The following is an 18,405-nucleotide window of genomic DNA, read 5'->3' as shown; positions in this document are numbered from 1 at the left end:
CCATCGGTTTCTCTCCGTGGCACAGTGACTAGCAAGAAGGGTTGTTCAGGCCCGTGATTAATATAACTAATTTTAATCCTGACTTACAGGGGGAAGCCCAGCCTTTTTACGAGCCTCATCAAGGGATCTGAGCGAGGTGACAAACTCATCCTTACGGAGCGGGAAGCCTCTTTCGACCACGCCGTTTTTTACATAAACAAGGACAGGCCCGGCATGCTCTTTAAACCCTGGAAATAAATCATCCGGTATTTCCATAAATACCTCATTGGAAACACTCCACCTGCAACGAACACGGCCAACGAGTTACTGCACTAAAAATAACCGCGCTAAAGATGGCGTAAAAAGTTAACAATGGCGGCATAGCCGCCACTTACTTACCGCTCAATAAAACCAGTCGTCGGCACTTTCCCACGTTTCCTGCAGGATTTGCTCTATGCGCTTTTTATCGCCGTCAGCACCACCCAGAACGGTCAACCCGTCAGTACTTGAGCGCCTTATATTTAGTTTGCAGCCTTCATAGTTTTGATGAAGACGGCGCAGCAATTAAACTTCAAGTGCGGGAATGGCCCCTTCTGGCAGTTTTTTAGTCTTGTCGATGGTTACTTCGATTCTCATAGTATCACCCACCCAAACACTGTATAAATACACAGTACACCTAACTCACTGAATGAGCAATATCTTAAGAGCACAAAACGTTAATTTTTATCAGTCATGGGAAAACAAAACCCACCGTAGCGGGTTGAATCTATGGGGTTTTTTAGTCATGTTCTCTAAAGAGAGACAGAGTCTTAGGTCACAGTAAACAAAAATCGCCCAACTCATGAGTGGTAAAACAAGTCATATTGACGAGACCTTATATGATTACGTAATGGCCAAATTTAATCGAGCAGTGACATCAAAACTGTTCGATTAAAGTAGTCGGGCAAGCGTGCGACACTCTTCGAATGTTATCCTTAGACAAGCTCAAGGTAAAAAATGTCTAACATAAACAATTAAATTAAATCCGATTTGATTAAAAAAATCGTTATAACTAACTTAAACCTCACTACCTTTAAGAAAATCATTATGAAAAAGCATGAACTCGTAATCACCGCCTTTATTTTTAACCAGTTCAATTTCAAAATCTGGCCATGGGTACTTATAGCGCAAAAACAAACACTTTGACTCAATATCGATTAGTTTTTTAAGGCCAAAAGAAAAACATCCAACAATATTATCATCCTTAAACTCTCTGGCTATAACCAATGTACTTAAATTCTTATTCTTAGAGCACAAGTTTAGATATGCGCGGTTGAAAACCACCTCATTTCCTCGTGAATCATTTGCCATGATAAATCCTCAGTCATCCCTAAGTAAAAGACTTAAAAATCAAGTAACAGAAGGCTCCGGTACTTGATGGTTCCATTTTACAGGAGACAATAGCAGCTTTAATGGAGTAAAGATTCAACTATTTTCAAATTGAGAAGTTTCCAAATCATTTAAACTAAAGCACATATTAATAAGCGCACCACATGAATTTAATTCAACAATTTCAGATACAGTTGCAATCTCAGCTTTTTAATACAGCATGCGGCTGCGTCCCTTTTCTGACATAACTCAGGAAAATTGCCCATCACCAGTACCTCAACGAACGGTGGCGGCACAAAGTTGCCGAAGCGTGCTAACAGAAAGAAAAAAACCGCAACAGCGGGTTTATACAACGACCACCAGCAGCAGACCTTCCAGCTCAATGACACGCTTGCAGGTGTCTTCCAGTAAAGAGTCCATCATTTCACCTCCTGTGGAGCGACTGCGAGCATTGCGGTGCGGCGTTCCTGTAACTCACACAATGCTCTTACTATCTGGCTGCATTCAATAACCTCAGCCTCTGAAGCGGATTCAGCCATAACCTCGAAGTGTGATTTCATCGCCAAGTATAGTGATTCTAACTCTTCATGCGTTAAGCGTTCATCAATCATCAATACTTCTCCACTTAATGCCTGCATCTGTCATGGCTTTCTCGTAAATAATCGCAGTTTGGGCGGCAGTATAATGCTTCCAGATAGTAGGGGTTACGACCATGCGTGCTGCCGGTTCGCGCTCCAGCTCAGCGACGCGCTTTTCAGCCGCATCCAAGTTATCCCCCAACTTCTGCGCCATGTGGAACCAGTTTGCTCGCTGCTCTTCCTTAAGCTCCAGCGCCGCTACCAAAGCGAGAATATTATCTGGGCATACCGTAATCTGGTATTTGTTGAGCATGGAGATCCAAGTATCAAATGGCATGACCGGCGCTTCCCCTGCATGTTTTGCTTTTTCTGCCGCCGCTTTCATCTCCTGGGTAAGTCTGGTGATATCAGTCATGGCTGGCCTCCTTACCGCTACTAACGGACAAGTTTTTATTAACGATGGCATCCATCAGACGTGATGCAGCCGCCTTTTGAGCAGATACATTCGCAATGACCGTTGGCCTAGCTTTCTCACAGCTGGCGCAAATTCCGTCCCATGATGAAATAAGGAAAAAGTCTTCACGCTCGGCAATGCCGGTATTCATAACAAGATCCTCAATCATCAGCGTGACCCCGCGAACTCCCCGGCCTTCGCTCAGCCGCTGCACTGCGTAACCGAAGGCATTAATCATCACTGCATGGAACTGGATATACTCGCGTTTGTATTCGGCCTGATTCGTACCGCGGCGAATATCATCTAAACCTGTCAACATAAGCCACGCATTCCATAACCCTTCAAGATCATCTTGTGAGCAGGAACCTGAAAATTTTGCCGTGGCATCACTAAGAGCCTTGAAGCTTACCCACTTATCGCTTTTCGCGGGAACGACGTTATGCTCAAAATCGGTGATTTCAGAAAACACGCTGTGTAAACTGATAAAACTAACCATTTCCTGCGCGTTCTTATCACGCCCGTTATAGGCCATATTGATAGCCGCAGATGGTTTGGAAACATTATTGTTAATGTCGGAGAAGAACTGCTGTCGTGTTTTCAGCGAAAGCTTATGGGTCAGCATTAATGGTACGTGGATCGGTTCGCCAACGGTACGGCAAAACTCGGCGATTCCCGCAGCTCGATGCTGGCCGTCAAAAAGTTTGATTTCTGCATCCATAGGAAAGCGAACAACACCAACGTTGGTATTGCCGAACTCCTGAAACTCAATATCTGAATTACAGTTTCCCACAAGTGGCGGGATAATGAAGGGGTCTTTATTTTCATGAGCATTCACCAGATATTCATAGAATTTCTTGGCCCGTGCTGGGTTAATTTCGCGTTGAGAACGCTCTAAAGTATCCCCGTAATTATCACTGGCGAGGACGCGTGCTAGGGTTCGCGCTGGTACTGTCATCATAAGAACAATAGCTCCGCCCTGAACGCCACGTGATGCCGGGAATTCAAAGAAATAATCTCCAACGATACTCATAATGCTTCTCCCAGTACCCAGCGTAGTGCCGCCGCGTATTCACCGCAGGCACCTTCAAGGGCTTTTGTGATTTCTTTGCGAGTTTTAAGGCGCGGTTTCTTATCGCCGAGAACCTGGCGCTGACGACGCGCTTTTTCATGACCAGTAGTGCCAGCGGTCGCCGCTTCGATTTCGGCTACCTTTTCCCGCTGTTCTTCGGGTTTTAGTGATGCCAGTTGACGCGCCTGGGTAACTGTTACTGTGCCGGACTCTACCGCGTCTTTGACTGCCTGAGTGGCATCCAGAAGGGATAGCGTAGCGCGTACAGTGGGGACGCTGACGCCGAACATCAGCGCGAGGTCTTCCTCGTCATGCCCACGCTCCAGCGCATCAGCCATCTTTTTGGCTCTGCCCAGCGGTGTATCGGCCTGACGGATTTCGTTTGCGCTGACCATCGCCTGAGCCATGCGTACAGCTGAACCGCGTTTAGTGACTGCCGGAACCAGCAGTGGGGTTTTTCCCTCTTTTTCCAGACGCCCGTTAGCTTCCAGGGTATGGCGGACACGCTGACGGCCATCAACCACGCAGGACAGCCCCGTTTCCGGGTCTTTCCAGACAATAATCGGCTCAAGAACCCCCTGGTCTATGATGTTCAGCACCATGGCTTCACTGAGAGGTAAGTAAATACGTTCATCGTAAAGCGGATGAGCCTTGTCAGTGACAATATGCAGATTTTCCGGCTCAAACATCAGAACGTTTGTCTTGCCGCTGGCACCGTATGCGTCGATTGAATTCTTAGCCATTTTTAACCTCGTTTTTATTAACCGCCTCAGCCCATTTTTGTTCCAGAGCATGCCTGGCTTTGTTCTTTCCACCAGCCCAGTAGCTTTGCTGGACTCGGTAATGGTCAAAGGGGCATTTCAGGGCGCCTGAACATGAGCCAAACGTATAATCTTTCCAGTGGTACTCAGGTAACGCGCCGCAATCAGGGCATTTCTGTAATTTCATTGAGCGACCCCGCGACACTCCCTCAGAAGGCTTTCAAACATCGCCCGAAGCCGGTTCGCGCAGCCAAACGGCATATCGTTGAAGATCCACATTGCTGCGCCATTCCGCATGCCGCTTTGGGTAATCTGACCCGTTCCGTGTAACTGGCGAAGCTGATTACCGACAGATGACATACCGCGCCCCAGTGCAACTGCGATTTCTCTTGTGGTCAAATCAGGATTGGCTTTTAGAAATTCGATCATCGTGATTTCACCGCTGTATTGTGTTTTCTTGGATTTGGTTGTTTTCATTGAAAAAACTCCTTATCCCCTGAAACCCTTAGGAATATCTGCCTGAACCTTGCCACTAAAACCGAGGTTGCCGCCGGTTGCGAGATTTACCGGGCACAACTTCAGCACCAACTCAGGCCATTTACGATGTAGCGTCGGCATGTCCTGAACCTTTCCGCACCACCACTGGTCGCGCTGAATACGCTCAATCATGGTGCGGATTTGGTCGTGGCTGCAGCCGTGCTCCTGGCGCAGTTGACGAACTGCCTGTGCCCAGCGAACAAAATTTGGTTCCTTCGGCTTTGCCAGGCAGCCGTCAAATTCTGCGGCGCGTTCGTACATCTCGATGATGGTCGACCAGAACCACATCGCGAGATCGAAGTCGTTATCGGTAGCCAGGTTACTGTCTTCGGTAGCGTCAGGAATGTTTGCTTCCGGGATGACCGGTTCACGTCCTGACTCTGCAAAGTTATCCACAGGAAGAATCTCTCCCGCGTGGTTTTTATGATCTGTATGTAGTGATCTGTTTTTAAGATCTGTATAGAGATAGGATTCGGCTTGAGAGCCGTTTCCAGGATTCGGCTCTTGGGCCGTTTCCATTCGGCTCTTGGGACGAATGCATTCGGCTTGAGAGCCGTTTCCATCACTTTCAATCACTTGCTTCGATTCGGCTCTTAAGCCGTTTCCATTCGGCTCTTGGGCCGTATCCATATTTTTCAATGGGTTATTTGAATTTCCCCCTTGCGGGAATATTTTGGCGATTAGCGCCTCCTGATCGACCCGATAATGCTTCTTCGGAGTGCCGCTTACCTGCCGTAACTCTTCCTCAATAACCCCCGCCAGGTACTGCTCTGTAATCTTGAACATTGCTTTTCTGACCACGTCGCCATCTTTGGCGCGAATCTCTTTGGCAAGCGCTGCGTGCTCTTTGTAAAACCAGCCATTTTCCAGACTCGACTTGCCAGACCAGAACACCAGTTGATTGAGAATGGCCGCCAGCAAATACTGTTGCCTGTCTCCTGCAAAGAAATCCAGATACGGTCCGGGGATCGTTATGCAGTTCCCCTGCCCCGACATGGCCTGAACAATTTCAAACACCTGATTGTTCATTCCGAAACCTCATTGTGTAGCCGTAAAAACTCTCTCAACCCCACCCAGCCAACAGCCCCGCAGGCTTTGCGGTAGGAAACATCTTTCTCTGTCGCTGTGAGTACCGTCACCATGTGGCCTTTGTGTCTGTGCTGGAAGCGAGAACCGGCCTTAGGAATGCCAGTGCCTGCACAATCTCCTTCAGACGGCTCATACGCCGGATACGCTCGTTTCAGGCGAGCAATCAATTCAGCAGCAGACTGGTTACGCATGGTTGAACCTCGCTTAGTGAATCAGCGTGTTACCGGAGGGGCCGCCATCAGCAATCCGGTCAGAGATAGCAATCATTGCGCCGAACAGCGCTTCCATTTCGTCGTCGACACGCTGTTTGCGGTGAAGCAGTTCCCGGAAAGTTGCGGAGTAATAACTACGCACCCGCGCCAGCAGTAACGGCGGCATAGCCCGTTCAATTGCCGGGAGAAGCTGCGCGATTTTTTCGATTGATGCAGGTGAATCACTTTCAACCCAGCGGTAAATCTTCTGGATATTGCGGCTCAGTGCGTCAGGGTGGCTTTCGTCATACAACTCTGGCTTAGTCATGCCCATGGAGAAATACGCGTCGACAATAGCCGATACAGGCGTTTTACGGCCACCAGGATAAAGCGCCCAGGCATTCATGGCCTCGCGAATGCGTTCATGCCTGATTTTCATGATTCACCTCACCAGAACGTTTTGCTTTAGCATGTTGATCGTAAACTTCAGGGTCGTATTGCAGGACTCCCTCAGAAGCTAGTTGCAGTCTCATCGCATTTTTTTCAGGAACGAGTTCACCCCAAACGGAAACTGACGCGGGGGCTACGCCCGCAGCTTTGGCTAATTTCGACTTGCTGCCGAAGTAATTGATTGCATCTTGTTTAAACACAGGCTCATCTCCTTAGGTTTTCCTAAGGATATTTGATCGTAGAGAAACTTAAGTCAAGAAAATTTAGAATTCTCTAATGATGGAAAATAAAACCTTTGGCTCGCGCCTTCTTGAAAGGCGAAAACAGTTAAAACTCTCTCAGTCCGCTCTTGCTAAGCTGGTCAAGGTTTCGCACGTCACAATCTCCCAGTGGGAAAGGGATGAAACCCAGCCAGCTGGTAAGAGGCTGTTTGCTTTGAGCAGTGGTCTGCAATGCAATCCAACGTGGTTACTTTATGGTGATGATGACCAGATTCCAGGTGAGCCTATTCCGCACCAGGAAAAAGAGTTATCGGAGGAACAGCAAGAACTGCTCGGGCTTTTTGATGCCCTTCCTGATTCTGATCGAGAAGGATTTCTCAATGAGTTGCGAGCACGCGTAGAGATGAACAACCAACGATTCGAAGAATTACTAAAAGTCAGAAAGCGCGCCTCGAAAAAGTAACCTCATTCCAAATTTTAAGTAATCCATTTTAATCAATGGGTTACTTTCTCACACCCTCAAATTTAAGTTTTTCTACAAAATAAATCTTGATTGAAAACTTAAGTTATTCTAAGTTTATCCCATCCAAACCAATCACCGCGCAGTGACTGGCAAGAAGAAAACGTTCCGCTACCCGGCGATAAGGGTCAACAAAATAAGGTAATGCTCATGTCTGAAGAGACTTTGAAACTGGCCGTTAGCTACTCAAATGCCAACATAGTTATCGAGCGATCCGTAAACATTTTCCATAGCGTTAATGAAATCCGTTCATCACTGGATGATATGCGCGAGGCAATGAAACCCTGCGGCATCGTTATGGATGACCAGTTGGACAGTTACGACACTGCTCTGCGTAATCTGGAAAAGCTACTGCAAAAGATTGAAGGCGACGCCCGCCAAGAAGCTATTGCTCTGCGTTACAAGCTTAAGTCGCAATAAAAATTCACGGATTCCGTTGAGCCTGAAATGGTTAAAAGACAGGCACAAACAACAGGCCTTGCAATGCAGTGAATGCGGCTATGCGCACGCGGCACAGTTAAAGCGGTATCACTCGTTTCTAAAAAGAGTGGGGTGGAAAAGAAGCTGTCGTTACCAGTTGTTAACTGGCTGGTATCACCGGGAGGCACCCGGCACTGCATTGCAAGGTCTGTTAGGTACTCAATACGCATGAGGGAAAGGAGATGATCCGAGACGAAGACAAGCCAGCATGGCGCCGGTTCTGGTTGAAGGTTGTTCCGTTTTTGGTTGTGGTCGCATCGGTAAGCGTTCAGTGCTGGGGTGGAGTATGAGCAGAAATGGCATTCGTTCACTGGTTATTGTTCTGACCATCTGCCTTGTTGCCTGGTCAGCGACCATTATCAAAATTCTGCATGTTACGGGGGTGTTTAATGGCTAATTTTCTGCAAAGCAACCCGATGGTTAAAGCAGCTCAAAGCAAACTCGCTATTGCGCAATTTATTGGTAACAGTGGCATGTGGTCTGATGCCATGGCGTCAATAAAATATATTCATGAAGCAGCAAAGCATGAAGAAGACCATATGTTTTGTGGTCGCACGGATTCACTTTCCGGACTTCAATTTCGTGATGTAATTTTAAATTACGACCTGTACGGGGATTTAATTTCCGTCGATGCTGACTTGCTTACAGGGCAATATAAAGTAAATACCGAAGTTTCATTTTAATTATCGAACAAATGAATTAATGCCTTAAATGGCAGGTATCCACACACCTTAATACAGGAATAAATATGGAAACCGAAAAACTCAACTGCTACAGCTGCGGCGGCTCCTTTGCACGCGAAGAGTTGCAGTTTCGCCCCTCTGGCCGAGGCGCTTATCGCAAAGTGGCATATTACTGCCCTACCTGTAACGAAAGGGAAATAAAGAAAGACCAATTAAAGGCAACACAGTCTTTAGTTCGCAAAACACTACCTTCAAGACCAGCAAGCTTTCAATTACGACCAGCAGCGTGGAATAAATAACCGGAGGACTAAATATGATAGAACTTAAATTTTACGGTGCCAGTGATGACCTTTTTGAATGCGAAGGCGCTATCAGGGAAGAAATCTGCATATACAGTAATCCAGGCGTTTATCACCTCAAATCCGCTGAAGGTGAGATGCTCGTTATTGCCTGCTATACAGACGAAGGCTGCTGGGCTATTGGCGTGGGCCAGGTTAAAGAAGAAACGCCACTTCCAGCATGGTCCACATCTTTCACCCAGCACGAACGCGGCTATAGCGTTGAGCTCACGATTCAGGTTCCTGACGACACAGAACTGGTACTGGAGGATGACAAATGAGCTGCGGATATCAAGGTTATGAATTTGGTGCGCATTACCCGGATAGCCTTTGCTGCGATGGTTATCTGTGGGATTGCGACGCATACGAAGATGGCATGCTGACGAATGGTGGTGACATTCCTTGCCCTGTCTGTAATCGCAAGCAGTGGCTGGCTTTCTACCGCGATCACATCATTGAGTGCGGAATGATGCAATCAGAGCGCAAGCGTGGACCTAAAACAGTGAAATACGGTGGTTTCCCTGAGCCCGTGCGTGGTGATGCAAAGGCTATGCGTACCATCCGTCGCTGGCTGCGTCGCGGTTGGTATCAGGGACGTAAGTTCGATGCGGAAGCACACAAGGTGGTGGTATGAGCAAATCACTAAACGCACGCTGCATCAGACGGTGGGAAGTGGAGTTTAAACCTATCTGCGATTCTAAGGTGAATCCGTTCTGGCGCAAGAGTGACCTCAATGGATACATCCGCGAAGCGGCGCTTACCACAGCTTACAGCATGGTCGAGAGCATGGCTGAACGTAACGCTAAGGTTGACTATGACGGTGAGCCAAACGGATGGTCGCCAGAATTTTCAGCCTGGTATCGGGAGCACCGGGAAAAGTACCTTAAAGAGGCACGTGACTACCTGGACGAAGAAGCTACCAACGACGAAATAGACGAGGAGATCGAAAACGAACTGGAAGCATGGAACGACTGAATTAAACAAAAACACAACTGAACTGATTTCCAATAATCAACATTAAACCGGGGAACTGATTATAGTTTCCCGGCCATGAGGTTATTTATGGCCGATATTACTCAAGAAGATGAATGGGTGATGGAAAAGGGAATTGTAGCGAAGATGTATATGACTCCCCGGCAAATTAAATCTTACCGGGAGGGGAGATGGATCGAGGGCATTCATTATAAGAAGCACCCACCAGATCCAAAAGCTTCAGAAGGAAGGGTAACGCTTCTCTACAACTACACCAGGATTAATAGGCTTGTCGGGGAAACATAATGAATATGCCTGCTGGCGTAGAGCTGCATGGGAAAGGAATAAGAATTAGCTTTCTATATCGCGGCATACGTTGCCGCGAAGTTTTGCGAGGCTGGACTGTATCAAATAGCAATATAAAAAAAGCTGGCAATCTCCGTGCTTTAATCATGAGTGAGATTCAGCAAGGTAAATTTGACTATGCAGAGCACTTCCCTGAATCAAAGGCGCTTAAAAAATTCACTACGACGCAAAAAATTAAAACCTTCGGTGAATTGTGCAAAGTTTATCTTAATGCCAAAAAGCTTGAGGTCTCAGCTGCATCATACAGAGGTGCAAAATCACGCATAGCAACACTTTGCGCTATCGTCGGAAGTAATACGCATATTGCGGATATTCAGCATACCGACCTGTTGAATTACAGGAACGCGCTATTAACTGGTAACACCTTTAGCGATCACGCGCCCTGGCTTAAAAGAAAAGGTCGCGCTGTATCCACGGTCAACGGCCTGATGAACAATCTGACTGCATTGCTCAAGCTGGCGAATCTGAGCGGCTTTATCGAGCATACCCCTCACGAAGGTATAAAGATGCTTAAGCGCTCCAGGAGAGACCCGGATCCGCTTCTCCAGAGCGAGTACGAAGGTTTTATAAAAGCGTTATCCCCTCGGTATGCTTTGCTCTGGACTACAGCTATCTTTACCGGCCTTCGGCATGGAGAGCTTACAGCTTTAGCCTGGGAGGATGTGGACCTTGATAAGGGTGAGCTTCACGTCAGACGTAACCAGACGAATGAGGGGCTGTTTGTGCCACCCAAAACCGAAGCGGGGATCAGAACTGTAACCCTGCTTGAGCCTGCGCTGAACGCCTTACGTGAGCAATTTAAGCTAACAGGCGCATTAAGCAAAACCGAAATCACTTTCCATCACCGCGAACATGGGTTAACGGAACAACAAAAATTACGGTTCGTGTTTATCCCGCCTAAAAACTGGCGCGGGGAAACGAAGTATTACGGCTCTCAGTCTCTGGGGTATAGTTGGGAGGCGGGATTAAAGAAGGCGGGAATCAGGAGCAGACGCCCTTACCAGTCGCGCCACACGTTCGCATGCTGGCTATTAACGGCCGGTGCTAACCCGTCGTTTATCGCCGGACAGATGGGTCACGAGAACGCGAAGATGGTTTATGAGATTTACTCGAAGTGGATCGGAGAGATGGACCGTAACCAGGTGGAAATGCTGAATAGTAGTTTTTCTAACGCTCTGTCCCAAGGGTGCCCCAAACGCAAGGTAGTGGGTATAAAAAGCGTTTAATTTCAGCAGAATAAAATCACTTGCCGGAATATTAACTTTATTCCAACATGAATGCTCACCACGCCGCAACGGCGGCGAAATAAAAAGCAGGAGCGGATATGATTACGCTGTGGGGCAGAAATAACTCGACCAATGTGAAGAAAGTGCGCTGGGTGCTGGAAGAACTCGACCTCCCGTATCAGCAAATTCTGGCAGGCCTGGAGTTCGGTTTGAATCACGATCCGGCCTATCTGGCCATGAATCCCAATGGGCTGGTACCGCTATTGAAAGATGAGACGACCAATATCGTGCTCTGGGAATCCAACACCATTATCCGCTATCTGGCCGCGCAGTATGGTCAGGATCGCCTGTGGGTAGAGTCGCCCGCCGAACGCGCTCAGGGAGAGAAATGGATGGACTGGGCCAACGGTTCGCTCTCCCCGGCCCATCGGCCGATTTTAATGGGGCTGGTGAGAACCCCGCCGGAAAAACGCGACCCCGCCGCGATTGAAGCCGGTATTGCCACCTGCGAGACCCTGTTCGCCATTCTCGATGACGAACTGTCGCGCCATCAGTGGCTATCAGGCGACGCCTTCGGCCTCGGCGACATCGCCGTCGCGCCGTTCATTTATAACTTGCTGGAGACCGTCAAAACCTGGCGCCCGCGCCCGCACCTGCAGCGCTGGTATCAGCAGATTAACCAGCGCCAGGCCTGGCGCAACGTGGTGATGATCCCGGTCACCTGATATTAGCTCGCCGGGCTCACCTTCAGCAGCTCACCGTTGGATTCGTCGGTTAAGACATACAGATAGCCATCGGGTCCAACGCGCACATCGCGGATACGTTTACCGCGATCGCCCAGAATCCGCTCCTGTTCCGTCACCTTATTGCCGTCAACCTTGAGGACAATCAGCGACGTATCCTTCAGCGCGCCGATAAATAGCCTGTGCTGCCACTGCGGGAAGGTCGGCGCGTTGTAAAACGCCATACCGCTTACCGCTGGCGACTTCGCCCAGACAAACAGCGGCGCTTCGGTTCCCTCCAGCGTTTTGCCTTTGGCCTCCGGGATCGGCAGCCCGCTATAGTTAATGCCGTGCGTCGCCAGCGGCCAGCCGTAGTTTTTCCCTTTTTGCACCAGGTTGATCTCATCCCCGCCGCGCGGGCCGTGTTCATTTAACCACAGCGTATCGCTCCACGGGTTCATCGCCATCCCCTGGGGGTTGCGAATACCGTAAGACCAGATTTCCGGCCTGACGCCAGCCTGGCCGACAAAAGGATTATCATCCGGGACCTTGCCATCAGCCGTTAGCCGCACCACTTTTCCCTGCAGCTTATCAAGATCCTGAGCGGTCGAACGCTGGTTATTCTCCCCGAGACCGATAAACAAATAACCGCGGCCGTCGAACACCAGCCGCCCGCCAAAATGGTTGCCGGTTGAGAGCTTCGGCTGCTGGCGGAAAACCACCTGGAAGTTTTCCAGACGCTGGAGATCCTCGCTCAATCGGCCGTAGCCTACGGCGGTCCCGGCCTTGTCGTCACTCCCGCCTTCGGCGTAGCTTAGCCAGACCCGGCGCGACTGGGCGAAATCCGGGGCCAGCGCCACGTCAAGCAGCCCCCCCTGCCCGTTGGCCCAGACCTGCGGTACGCCCGAAATCGCAGGCGCGAGGCCTTTATCCCGCTGCCACAGCCGGAGCTCGCCGCCGCGCAGGGTCATCAGAATGCCCCGATCGTCCGGAAGAAAGGCCAGCGCCCACGGGTGTTCAAGCTGGTTCTGCAGTACCTCTACGCGCTCCCGGGCGGCAAGGGCAGCCGCAGGCAGCAACAGTGCGGTAAGGGCTATCATCAGGGTAATGGTCTGGCGCATGGCATACTCCTTTTGTCAGCAATGCGATAAGGGTAGCCAGCGTGGGAAAACGGGAAGGGATTTTTACATAACATTAATCGGGGGGAGCAGGCTCCCCCCGATCTCAGGCATGAGTAATGGGCTTAGAATCATTCAATTTATGAATATTTAGCCGCAATACCGCCAGGCAGCTTTCCAGCTTATCTACGTCGACAGCGATGTAGGACGGGCAATCATGATGTCCGCTCAGCAGGCACACCGCCGCGGAAGCGACGGCTTCGCCCGCCAGCCGCAGGGCATCCTTTTCCTCCGGCGCAACGACGTGCTGCAGGCGCGGCGCGTGTTGACGCATTTCATGGCACAGTTCAAACAAGTTATCCCGTAGATGGTCGTTTTCGCTGACTGACATATAGCCTTTTGCTTTACGCAGCTGTAAATAAGCATCGAGATCAATGTTGGCATTAATCAGCTTATTCATCAGGTTACGATATAGTCTGTCAACGCTCATCGCGGTTCCTCCTCTCTCGTCCTTTACCACAATCATAATATGGTCATTTTTTGTACAAAACGATGAGGCAGATCAATAATTCTCAGGTCATTAACATCCTTTACAATGTTACAACGAAGCTTAAAATTCCCACCTGCGACATCATCTCCTGAAAGCCATAATGTTATACGTTCTCATAAAAGTAAAAATTCCAACTCTGGGATATAAAATCATTTATTGCAGTAATGATCACAAATTAGCGCAATTCACGTTGCCAGAAAATGCCGCCAGGTGTCATATCACCAAATAAAATGTATTACGTATAACATTTAATAAGAACGGCAGGCATATCGATCCTGTTTGTAACCTTTATCTCTATCGCTTGAAGGAACTGAAATGATGACGCCCGGCAAAAGAAACTATATCTTGTTGAGTCTTTTCGATTTCCTCTATCTCTTCGCCTGGTCCTCGACCATGGCGTTCTTTGTGATCTGGACGACTCAGCACCTCGGGATTAGCGCAACGAAAACCGGCCTGCTCTACTCGGTCAACGCCTTTATTGCCCTGCTGATGCAGCCCTTCTTCGGCTTTATTTCCGATAAGTTCGGCCTGAAAAAGCGGCTGATCTGGATCCTGGTCGCCATGCTGCTACCGGTAGGCCCGTTCTTTATTTATTTGTACGCGCCGCTGCTGGTGCACAGCTTCTGGCTGGGTGCGCTGCTTGGCGGGGTATACCTGGGAATAATTTTTAACTCCGGCTGCGGGGTGATTGATTCGTATATTGATAAAATTTCGCGGCGCTACCAGTTCGAATATGGCCGGGTGAGAATGTGGGGATCGTTAGGCTGGGCCGCCGCCGCGTGGATCGTCGGCAAGTATATCGACAGCAATCCGAACCTCGCCTTCTGGCTGGCGAGTATCGCCATTGTAATAGCCGCGCTCTGTTTTATGCTGACCAAAATCGAGCTGACCGAAGCGGAAATGCAGAAAACCAGCGCGCTGAAAGTTTCGCATGCCCTGGAGCTGGCAAAGAACGGCCAGTTCTGGATGCTGCTGGTCTTTACCCTGTTCGTCACGCAAATCTACGACACCTACGATCAGCAGTTTGCCCAGTACTTTTCCCTGCAGTTCCCGACGCAGGAAGAAGGCAATCGCTGGTACGGCATTTTGGCCTCCATTCAGGTATGCGGCGAGACGCTGTTTTTATGCCTGATGCCGTGGTTCGTGAACCGCACCGGCGCGAAATGGGCGCTGATCATCGCCGGACTGATCATGTCGGTGCGTATCGTCGGCTCCGCGATTCCGCTGGGCCCGGTGTGGATCGGCGCGGTCAAAATGATGCATGCGCTGGAAAAACCGCTGATTCTGGTGTCGGTGTTTAAATTTATCGCCGCCAACTTCGACAACAAGCTCTCCTCGACGGTCTACCTACTGGTGCTGTTCGTCGCCTCCATCGCCACCGCGATTTACTCGCCGCTGGCCGGGTATTTGTACGACACCATCGGCTTCGCGCATACCTATTATATTCTGGGTGGCATCGCCGGGCTGTTTACGCTGATCTCGGTATTTACGCTTCGCGATAATAGAGAACCGACCGCGCCGGGGGCTGCGCCAGGCGCTGGCGTTGCGCAAAGCCATTAATCAAAATTCGCCCGGAAGCCTCTTTCGGGCGAATTAGCGGAAGCTCCACTGCACGCTCATCACAAATATGGCCGGGACGATAATGCCCGTTTCCACGCCGAAATAATCGGTAAAATTGTACTGCAGGCCATGATAAATATAGGGAGAGAAACCGACGCCGGTGATTTTCTTCGCCGTTCGATAGGTGCCTGAATCCCCGCAATCGCGAAAGGCTTTAAAGAAAAACTCGCCGGTATAGGCATAGACGCCCTTGAACGTCCAGCCGCTTGCCCCCGCGTACCAGTCTCTTCTTGCCCCTAACGAGAGGCAGCGGTCGGCAAAGCTATTCTTCATGGTGCCGGCCAACAGGCTGTACTTTGAATCCGCTGACAGCTTGCGCTCAACGGAAAAAAATTGGTTATTGAATTTTTCGTTATATTGACCGTGATTGCCGGTCATGTGATAAACAAAGGAACCGGTATTGACCGAATATAACGCCATCTCGTTGGCATAAACGGGCGTCGCGCCAATCATGGACAGCGCGCAGACGAAACCACCCAACTTTTTAAACATGGGAAACCTGATAAAAATAAAGACTGAAAGCAGCGGCTATTTTACCGCTTCAGGTTAAACCAGATCTAAACCGACTTCCCCGGGTTGCAGAGATAAAAGGTGAATAACTCCCTTATTTTGATTAACAATCTGGATAATCATCCCGATAAAAAGAAACACGGACATCGCCAGGCTAACAAGAAAAGGAGTATAAACTTTCCGCCGATCTCTGTAGAATCCCTGCCCTGACCATCCCAATAATTGAACACTTTTTAAGCTATGAGCAATGTCACCCCTCAGCCGAAGATCGGCTTTGTCTCTCTGGGCTGCCCGAAAAACCTCGTGGACTCAGAACGTATCCTGACTGAACTGCGTACCGAAGGATATGACGTGGTTCCCTCCTACGATAACGCTGATATGGTTATCGTTAACACCTGCGGCTTTATCGATAGCGCCGTGCAGGAGTCGCTGGAAGCGATTGGCGAAGCGTTGAAAGAAAACGGCAAAGTGATCGTCACCGGCTGCCTGGGCGCAAAAGAAGATCAGATCCGCGAAGTGCATCCGAAGGTGCTGGAAATTACCGGCCCGCACAGCTATGAACAGGTGCTGGAACACGTCCACCACTACGCGCCGAAGCCTAAACATAACCCGTTCCTCAGCCTGGTGCCGGAACAGGGCGTGAAGCTGACGCCGCGCCATTACGCTTACTTAAAAATTTCCGAAGGCTGCAACCATCGCTGCACCTTCTGCATTATCCCGTCAATGCGCGGCGATCTGGTCAGCCGTCCGATTGGCGAAGTGCTGGCGGAAGCCAAACGCCTGGCCGACGCCGGCGTCAAAGAGCTGCTGGTGATCTCTCAGGACACCTCCGCCTACGGCGTTGATGTCAAACATCGCAGCGGTTTCCACAACGGTATGCCGGTCAAAACCAGTATGGTTAGCCTGTGCGAAGAGCTGGCGAAGCTCGGTATCTGGGTGCGCCTGCACTACGTCTATCCATACCCGCACGTCGATGATGTGATCCCGCTGATGGCGGAAGGCAAAATTCTGCCCTACCTCGATATTCCGCTGCAGCACGCCAGCCCGCGTATTCTCAAGATGATGAAGCGTCCGGGCTCCGCCGACCGTCAGCTGGCGCGCATCAAGCAGTGGCGCGAAGTCTGCCCGGAACTCACCCTGCGCTCGACCTTTATCGTCGGCTTCCCGGGTGAAACGGAAGACGATTTCCAGATGCTGCTCGACTTCCTGAAAGAAGCTCGCCTCGACCGCGTCGGCTGCTTCAAATACAGCCCGGTTGAAGGCGCGACCGCCAACGAACTGGCGGATCAGGTGCCGGAAGAGGTGAAAGAAGAGCGCTGGAACCGCTTTATGCAGCTGCAGCAGCAGATCTCCGCCGAGCGCCTGCAGGAGAAAGTCGGTCGTGAAATTATGGTGCTGATCGACGAAGTGGATGAAGAAGGGGCAATTGGCCGCAGCATGGCCGATGCGCCGGAAATCGACGGCGCGGTCTACCTGAACGGTGAGAGTAAAGTCAAACCGGGCGACGTTGTGCGGGTGAAAGTCGAACACGCCGACGAATACGATCTGTGGGGCAGCCGGGTTTAATTCCGCCCGCTTAACCTATCCCGGATGACGGCGCTCGCGCGCCTTATCCGGGCGACAAAACCGCACAGGATTAACGTGCGGTGTGCTTTCCCGGACACCTGTCCGGGCTGCACAATCCTCGAACGCTACCCTTTTATCCTCGGATCCAGCGCATCGCGCAGGCCGTCACCCAGCAGGTTAAACGCCAGTACCGTCAGAAAAATCGCGATTGCCGGGAACAGCGCCACGTGCGGCGCCATCACCATATCCGCCCGCGCCTCGTTCAGCATCGCCCCCCACTCCGGCGTCGGCGGCTGCGCGCCAAGCCCCAGAAATGACAGGCTGGCAGCGGAGATAATCGACACCCCGATACGCATCGTAAAGTAGACCACTATCGATGATACCGTTCCGGGCAAAATATGATTAAACAGGATAGTAGCGTCGCTGGCGCCGATGCTGCGCGCCGACTCAATAAAGGTCTGCTGCTTAAGCACCAGGGTATTGCCGCGCACCAGACGCGCAAAAGCCGGGATCGAAAAGATCGCCACCGCGATGATGACGTTCGACATCCCGCTCCCCATTACCGCCACGACCGCAATTGCCAGCAAAATCCCCGGGAAAGCGAACAGCACGTCGCAGATACGCATAATGATGCGATCCCACCAGCCTTCGTAATACCCGGCCAGTAGCCCAAGTACGGTGCCGATGGCCGCGCCGATGAATACCGCCAGTACCCCGGCGGCCAGCGAGATCTGCGCGCCGACCAGCACCCGACTAAAGATATCCCGCCCCAGCGAATCAACGCCAAACCAGTGCATCATTGACGGGCCGTCGTTGAGCCGGTCGTAATCAAAATAGTTTTCCGCGTCGAACGGCGCAATCCACGGCGCCACTATCGCCACCGCAATCAGCAGCAGAACAAATACCCCCGCCCCCATCGCCACCGGCTGACCGCGAAACCGCCGCCAGAACTCGTGCCACGGGGTACGTATCTGCCCGGGTTTAATCCCCGGCATCGCGTTGATAGCCGCTTGTCTTCTCCAGTTGAGCAATCGCAC

General features: G+C 50.5%; 29 protein-coding genes and 1 pseudogene. 13 read left to right on the top strand and 17 right to left on the bottom strand.

Translation table 11 applies throughout. From position 1 onward, the window contains the following. Positions 1–72: 72 nt before the first annotated feature. The 13 genes and pseudogenes from HMPREF1144_RS20360 to HMPREF1144_RS20310 all read right to left on the bottom strand — a co-directional run bounded on the left by HMPREF1144_RS20360 (position 73) and on the right by HMPREF1144_RS20310 (position 6,676). Positions 73–255, bottom strand: a complete 183-nt coding sequence (locus tag HMPREF1144_RS20360; RefSeq protein ID WP_004111729.1) for a hypothetical protein — start codon at positions 253–255, stop codon at positions 73–75. Positions 256–381: 126 nt separating this feature from the next. Then, positions 382–615 (bottom strand): annotated as a pseudogene (locus HMPREF1144_RS31815) (DinI family protein). A gap of 420 nt (positions 616–1,035) precedes the next feature. After that, on the bottom strand, positions 1,036–1,329 hold the full coding sequence (locus HMPREF1144_RS20355; RefSeq protein ID WP_004111726.1) for a hypothetical protein: 294 nt from the start codon (positions 1,327–1,329) through the stop codon (positions 1,036–1,038). Between the two features lie 437 nt (positions 1,330–1,766). Next, the gene (locus tag HMPREF1144_RS20350; protein ID WP_004111723.1) at positions 1,767–1,958 is read right to left on the bottom strand and encodes a hypothetical protein; all 192 of its coding nucleotides are present in this window, start codon (positions 1,956–1,958) and stop codon (positions 1,767–1,769) included. After that, a complete protein-coding gene (locus HMPREF1144_RS20345) occupies positions 1,951–2,340 on the bottom strand; it encodes a hypothetical protein (protein WP_004111722.1) in 390 nt (129 codons plus the stop codon). The genes HMPREF1144_RS20350 and HMPREF1144_RS20345 overlap by 8 nt, the downstream gene beginning before the upstream one ends. Beyond that, positions 2,333–3,409 carry a DGQHR domain-containing protein gene (locus HMPREF1144_RS20340; RefSeq protein ID WP_009653826.1) on the bottom strand — a complete coding sequence of 359 codons (1,077 nt, stop codon included), beginning with the start codon at positions 3,407–3,409 and terminating at the stop codon, positions 2,333–2,335. The genes HMPREF1144_RS20345 and HMPREF1144_RS20340 overlap by 8 nt, the downstream gene beginning before the upstream one ends. Continuing rightward, positions 3,406–4,191 (bottom strand): ParB/RepB/Spo0J family partition protein, encoded by a 786-nt coding sequence (locus HMPREF1144_RS20335; protein ID WP_009653801.1) that lies wholly within the window; start codon positions 4,189–4,191, stop codon positions 3,406–3,408. The genes HMPREF1144_RS20340 and HMPREF1144_RS20335 overlap by 4 nt, the downstream gene beginning before the upstream one ends. Then, positions 4,184–4,396, bottom strand: coding sequence for a hypothetical protein (locus HMPREF1144_RS20330; protein ID WP_009653815.1), 213 nt, complete (start codon positions 4,394–4,396; stop codon positions 4,184–4,186). The genes HMPREF1144_RS20335 and HMPREF1144_RS20330 overlap by 8 nt, the downstream gene beginning before the upstream one ends. Next, positions 4,393–4,686 (bottom strand): hypothetical protein, encoded by a 294-nt coding sequence (locus tag HMPREF1144_RS20325; RefSeq protein ID WP_004111716.1) that lies wholly within the window; start codon positions 4,684–4,686, stop codon positions 4,393–4,395. Before HMPREF1144_RS20325 ends, HMPREF1144_RS20330 begins: the two co-directional genes overlap by 4 nt. 12 nt (positions 4,687–4,698) lie before the next feature. Further along, on the bottom strand, positions 4,699–5,775 hold the full coding sequence (locus HMPREF1144_RS20320) for a hypothetical protein (protein ID WP_009653780.1): 1,077 nt from the start codon (positions 5,773–5,775) through the stop codon (positions 4,699–4,701). Beyond that, the gene (locus HMPREF1144_RS31810) at positions 5,772–6,026 is read right to left on the bottom strand and encodes a hypothetical protein (protein WP_071532297.1); all 255 of its coding nucleotides are present in this window, start codon (positions 6,024–6,026) and stop codon (positions 5,772–5,774) included. Before HMPREF1144_RS31810 ends, HMPREF1144_RS20320 begins: the two co-directional genes overlap by 4 nt. Positions 6,027–6,039: 13 nt before the next feature. Then, positions 6,040–6,465: a toxin YdaT family protein gene (locus tag HMPREF1144_RS20315; RefSeq protein ID WP_009653775.1), complete on the bottom strand. Its 426-nt coding sequence runs from the start codon at positions 6,463–6,465 to the stop codon at positions 6,040–6,042. Continuing rightward, complete coding sequence (locus HMPREF1144_RS20310; RefSeq protein ID WP_009653783.1) at positions 6,449–6,676, bottom strand: Cro/CI family transcriptional regulator; 228 nt, start codon at positions 6,674–6,676, stop codon at positions 6,449–6,451. Before HMPREF1144_RS20310 ends, HMPREF1144_RS20315 begins: the two co-directional genes overlap by 17 nt. Before the next feature lie 79 nt (positions 6,677–6,755). Here HMPREF1144_RS20310 and HMPREF1144_RS20305 point away from each other — a divergent pair, with 79 nt between their 5' ends. The 11 genes from HMPREF1144_RS20305 (at position 6,756) to HMPREF1144_RS20260 (ending at position 12,007) form a co-directional block, all read left to right on the top strand. Next, positions 6,756–7,160 carry a helix-turn-helix domain-containing protein gene (locus HMPREF1144_RS20305; protein ID WP_025108070.1) on the top strand — a complete coding sequence of 135 codons (405 nt, stop codon included), beginning with the start codon at positions 6,756–6,758 and terminating at the stop codon, positions 7,158–7,160. A gap of 207 nt (positions 7,161–7,367) precedes the next feature. Continuing rightward, positions 7,368–7,637, top strand: a complete 270-nt coding sequence (locus HMPREF1144_RS20300; protein ID WP_009653817.1) for a hypothetical protein — start codon at positions 7,368–7,370, stop codon at positions 7,635–7,637. A gap of 346 nt (positions 7,638–7,983) precedes the next feature. After that, positions 7,984–8,094 carry a hypothetical protein gene (locus HMPREF1144_RS33930; protein WP_032694892.1) on the top strand — a complete coding sequence of 37 codons (111 nt, stop codon included), beginning with the start codon at positions 7,984–7,986 and terminating at the stop codon, positions 8,092–8,094. Then, complete coding sequence (locus tag HMPREF1144_RS20290) at positions 8,087–8,380, top strand: host cell division inhibitory peptide Kil (protein WP_009653813.1); 294 nt, start codon at positions 8,087–8,089, stop codon at positions 8,378–8,380. The genes HMPREF1144_RS33930 and HMPREF1144_RS20290 overlap by 8 nt, the downstream gene beginning before the upstream one ends. A 65-nt stretch (positions 8,381–8,445) precedes the next feature. After that, positions 8,446–8,679, top strand: a complete 234-nt coding sequence (locus tag HMPREF1144_RS33065) for a hypothetical protein (protein ID WP_141749737.1) — start codon at positions 8,446–8,448, stop codon at positions 8,677–8,679. 14 nt (positions 8,680–8,693) lie between these two features. Continuing rightward, on the top strand, positions 8,694–8,999 hold the full coding sequence (locus HMPREF1144_RS20285; RefSeq protein ID WP_009653810.1) for a hypothetical protein: 306 nt from the start codon (positions 8,694–8,696) through the stop codon (positions 8,997–8,999). Then, positions 8,996–9,352 carry a hypothetical protein gene (locus HMPREF1144_RS20280; protein ID WP_009653808.1) on the top strand — a complete coding sequence of 119 codons (357 nt, stop codon included), beginning with the start codon at positions 8,996–8,998 and terminating at the stop codon, positions 9,350–9,352. Before HMPREF1144_RS20285 ends, HMPREF1144_RS20280 begins: the two co-directional genes overlap by 4 nt. Then, positions 9,349–9,693, top strand: a complete 345-nt coding sequence (locus tag HMPREF1144_RS20275; protein ID WP_042928122.1) for a hypothetical protein — start codon at positions 9,349–9,351, stop codon at positions 9,691–9,693. The genes HMPREF1144_RS20280 and HMPREF1144_RS20275 overlap by 4 nt, the downstream gene beginning before the upstream one ends. Positions 9,694–9,780: 87 nt before the next feature. Next, positions 9,781–9,996 (top strand): excisionase family protein, encoded by a 216-nt coding sequence (gene xisR, locus HMPREF1144_RS20270; RefSeq protein ID WP_004111685.1) that lies wholly within the window; start codon positions 9,781–9,783, stop codon positions 9,994–9,996. Beyond that, positions 9,996–11,282 carry a site-specific integrase gene (locus HMPREF1144_RS20265; RefSeq protein ID WP_009653787.1) on the top strand — a complete coding sequence of 429 codons (1,287 nt, stop codon included), beginning with the start codon at positions 9,996–9,998 and terminating at the stop codon, positions 11,280–11,282. Before xisR ends, HMPREF1144_RS20265 begins: the two co-directional genes overlap by 1 nt. A gap of 98 nt (positions 11,283–11,380) precedes the next feature. Further along, positions 11,381–12,007, top strand: a complete 627-nt coding sequence (locus HMPREF1144_RS20260) for a glutathione S-transferase family protein (RefSeq protein ID WP_009653797.1) — start codon at positions 11,381–11,383, stop codon at positions 12,005–12,007. A 2-nt stretch (positions 12,008–12,009) separates the two neighbouring features. On the opposite strand, the gene HMPREF1144_RS20255 is transcribed toward HMPREF1144_RS20260, so the two are convergent. Together HMPREF1144_RS20255 and bssR are read right to left on the bottom strand one after the other, a co-directional pair. Next, positions 12,010–13,125, bottom strand: a complete 1,116-nt coding sequence (locus HMPREF1144_RS20255) for a PQQ-dependent sugar dehydrogenase (protein WP_009653800.1) — start codon at positions 13,123–13,125, stop codon at positions 12,010–12,012. Positions 13,126–13,228: 103 nt separating this feature from the next. Beyond that, positions 13,229–13,612: a biofilm formation regulator BssR gene (gene bssR / locus HMPREF1144_RS20250; protein ID WP_004849210.1), complete on the bottom strand. Its 384-nt coding sequence runs from the start codon at positions 13,610–13,612 to the stop codon at positions 13,229–13,231. 378 nt (positions 13,613–13,990) lie between these two features. Between bssR and HMPREF1144_RS20245 the strand changes: the two genes are divergently transcribed. Further along, on the top strand, positions 13,991–15,232 hold the full coding sequence (locus HMPREF1144_RS20245) for an oligosaccharide MFS transporter (protein ID WP_032721756.1): 1,242 nt from the start codon (positions 13,991–13,993) through the stop codon (positions 15,230–15,232). Between the two features lie 33 nt (positions 15,233–15,265). Here the strand turns inward: HMPREF1144_RS20245 and HMPREF1144_RS20240 are convergent, their stop codons facing one another. Then, complete coding sequence (locus tag HMPREF1144_RS20240) at positions 15,266–15,745, bottom strand: hypothetical protein (protein WP_161506334.1); 480 nt, start codon at positions 15,743–15,745, stop codon at positions 15,266–15,268. A gap of 297 nt (positions 15,746–16,042) precedes the next feature. Between HMPREF1144_RS20240 and rimO the strand changes: the two genes are divergently transcribed. Further along, on the top strand, positions 16,043–17,368 hold the full coding sequence (rimO, locus tag HMPREF1144_RS20235) for a 30S ribosomal protein S12 methylthiotransferase RimO (RefSeq protein WP_009653812.1): 1,326 nt from the start codon (positions 16,043–16,045) through the stop codon (positions 17,366–17,368). Between the two features lie 125 nt (positions 17,369–17,493). Here the strand turns inward: rimO and gsiD are convergent, their stop codons facing one another. Next, positions 17,494–18,405, bottom strand: a complete 912-nt coding sequence (gene gsiD / locus HMPREF1144_RS20230) for a glutathione ABC transporter permease GsiD (RefSeq protein WP_009653837.1) — start codon at positions 18,403–18,405, stop codon at positions 17,494–17,496.

It is taken from the genome of Klebsiella sp. OBRC7, assembly GCF_000293135.1.
In the GTDB taxonomy this organism is placed as follows: Bacteria; Pseudomonadota; Gammaproteobacteria; order Enterobacterales; family Enterobacteriaceae; genus Klebsiella; species Klebsiella michiganensis.
This window is presented reverse-complemented; position numbering and strand designations above follow the sequence as displayed.

Coding starts and splice junctions, on each gene's coding strand:
- HMPREF1144_RS20360 (WP_004111729.1), bottom strand. CDS start 255: ATGGAAATACCGGATGATTTATTTCCAGGGTTTAAAGAGCATGCCGGG.
- HMPREF1144_RS20355 (WP_004111726.1), bottom strand. CDS start 1,329: ATGGCAAATGATTCACGAGGAAATGAGGTGGTTTTCAACCGCGCATAT.
- HMPREF1144_RS20350 (WP_004111723.1), bottom strand. CDS start 1,958: ATGATTGATGAACGCTTAACGCATGAAGAGTTAGAATCACTATACTTG.
- HMPREF1144_RS20345 (WP_004111722.1), bottom strand. CDS start 2,340: ATGACTGATATCACCAGACTTACCCAGGAGATGAAAGCGGCGGCAGAA.
- HMPREF1144_RS20340 (WP_009653826.1), bottom strand. CDS start 3,409: ATGAGTATCGTTGGAGATTATTTCTTTGAATTCCCGGCATCACGTGGC.
- HMPREF1144_RS20335 (WP_009653801.1), bottom strand. CDS start 4,191: ATGGCTAAGAATTCAATCGACGCATACGGTGCCAGCGGCAAGACAAAC.
- HMPREF1144_RS20330 (WP_009653815.1), bottom strand. CDS start 4,396: ATGAAATTACAGAAATGCCCTGATTGCGGCGCGTTACCTGAGTACCAC.
- HMPREF1144_RS20325 (WP_004111716.1), bottom strand. CDS start 4,686: ATGAAAACAACCAAATCCAAGAAAACACAATACAGCGGTGAAATCACG.
- HMPREF1144_RS20320 (WP_009653780.1), bottom strand. CDS start 5,775: ATGAACAATCAGGTGTTTGAAATTGTTCAGGCCATGTCGGGGCAGGGG.
- HMPREF1144_RS31810 (WP_071532297.1), bottom strand. CDS start 6,026: ATGCGTAACCAGTCTGCTGCTGAATTGATTGCTCGCCTGAAACGAGCG.
- HMPREF1144_RS20315 (WP_009653775.1), bottom strand. CDS start 6,465: ATGAAAATCAGGCATGAACGCATTCGCGAGGCCATGAATGCCTGGGCG.
- HMPREF1144_RS20305 (WP_025108070.1), top strand. CDS start 6,756: ATGGAAAATAAAACCTTTGGCTCGCGCCTTCTTGAAAGGCGAAAACAG.
- HMPREF1144_RS20300 (WP_009653817.1), top strand. CDS start 7,368: ATGTCTGAAGAGACTTTGAAACTGGCCGTTAGCTACTCAAATGCCAAC.
- HMPREF1144_RS33930 (WP_032694892.1), top strand. CDS start 7,984: ATGAGCAGAAATGGCATTCGTTCACTGGTTATTGTTCTGACCATCTGC.
- HMPREF1144_RS20290 (WP_009653813.1), top strand. CDS start 8,087: ATGGCTAATTTTCTGCAAAGCAACCCGATGGTTAAAGCAGCTCAAAGC.
- HMPREF1144_RS33065 (WP_141749737.1), top strand. CDS start 8,446: ATGGAAACCGAAAAACTCAACTGCTACAGCTGCGGCGGCTCCTTTGCA.
- HMPREF1144_RS20285 (WP_009653810.1), top strand. CDS start 8,694: ATGATAGAACTTAAATTTTACGGTGCCAGTGATGACCTTTTTGAATGC.
- HMPREF1144_RS20280 (WP_009653808.1), top strand. CDS start 8,996: ATGAGCTGCGGATATCAAGGTTATGAATTTGGTGCGCATTACCCGGAT.
- HMPREF1144_RS20275 (WP_042928122.1), top strand. CDS start 9,349: ATGAGCAAATCACTAAACGCACGCTGCATCAGACGGTGGGAAGTGGAG.
- xisR (WP_004111685.1), top strand. CDS start 9,781: ATGGCCGATATTACTCAAGAAGATGAATGGGTGATGGAAAAGGGAATT.
- HMPREF1144_RS20265 (WP_009653787.1), top strand. CDS start 9,996: ATGAATATGCCTGCTGGCGTAGAGCTGCATGGGAAAGGAATAAGAATT.
- HMPREF1144_RS20260 (WP_009653797.1), top strand. CDS start 11,381: ATGATTACGCTGTGGGGCAGAAATAACTCGACCAATGTGAAGAAAGTG.
- HMPREF1144_RS20255 (WP_009653800.1), bottom strand. CDS start 13,125: ATGCGCCAGACCATTACCCTGATGATAGCCCTTACCGCACTGTTGCTG.
- bssR (WP_004849210.1), bottom strand. CDS start 13,612: ATGAGCGTTGACAGACTATATCGTAACCTGATGAATAAGCTGATTAAT.
- HMPREF1144_RS20245 (WP_032721756.1), top strand. CDS start 13,991: ATGACGCCCGGCAAAAGAAACTATATCTTGTTGAGTCTTTTCGATTTC.
- HMPREF1144_RS20240 (WP_161506334.1), bottom strand. CDS start 15,745: ATGATTGGCGCGACGCCCGTTTATGCCAACGAGATGGCGTTATATTCG.
- rimO (WP_009653812.1), top strand. CDS start 16,043: ATGAGCAATGTCACCCCTCAGCCGAAGATCGGCTTTGTCTCTCTGGGC.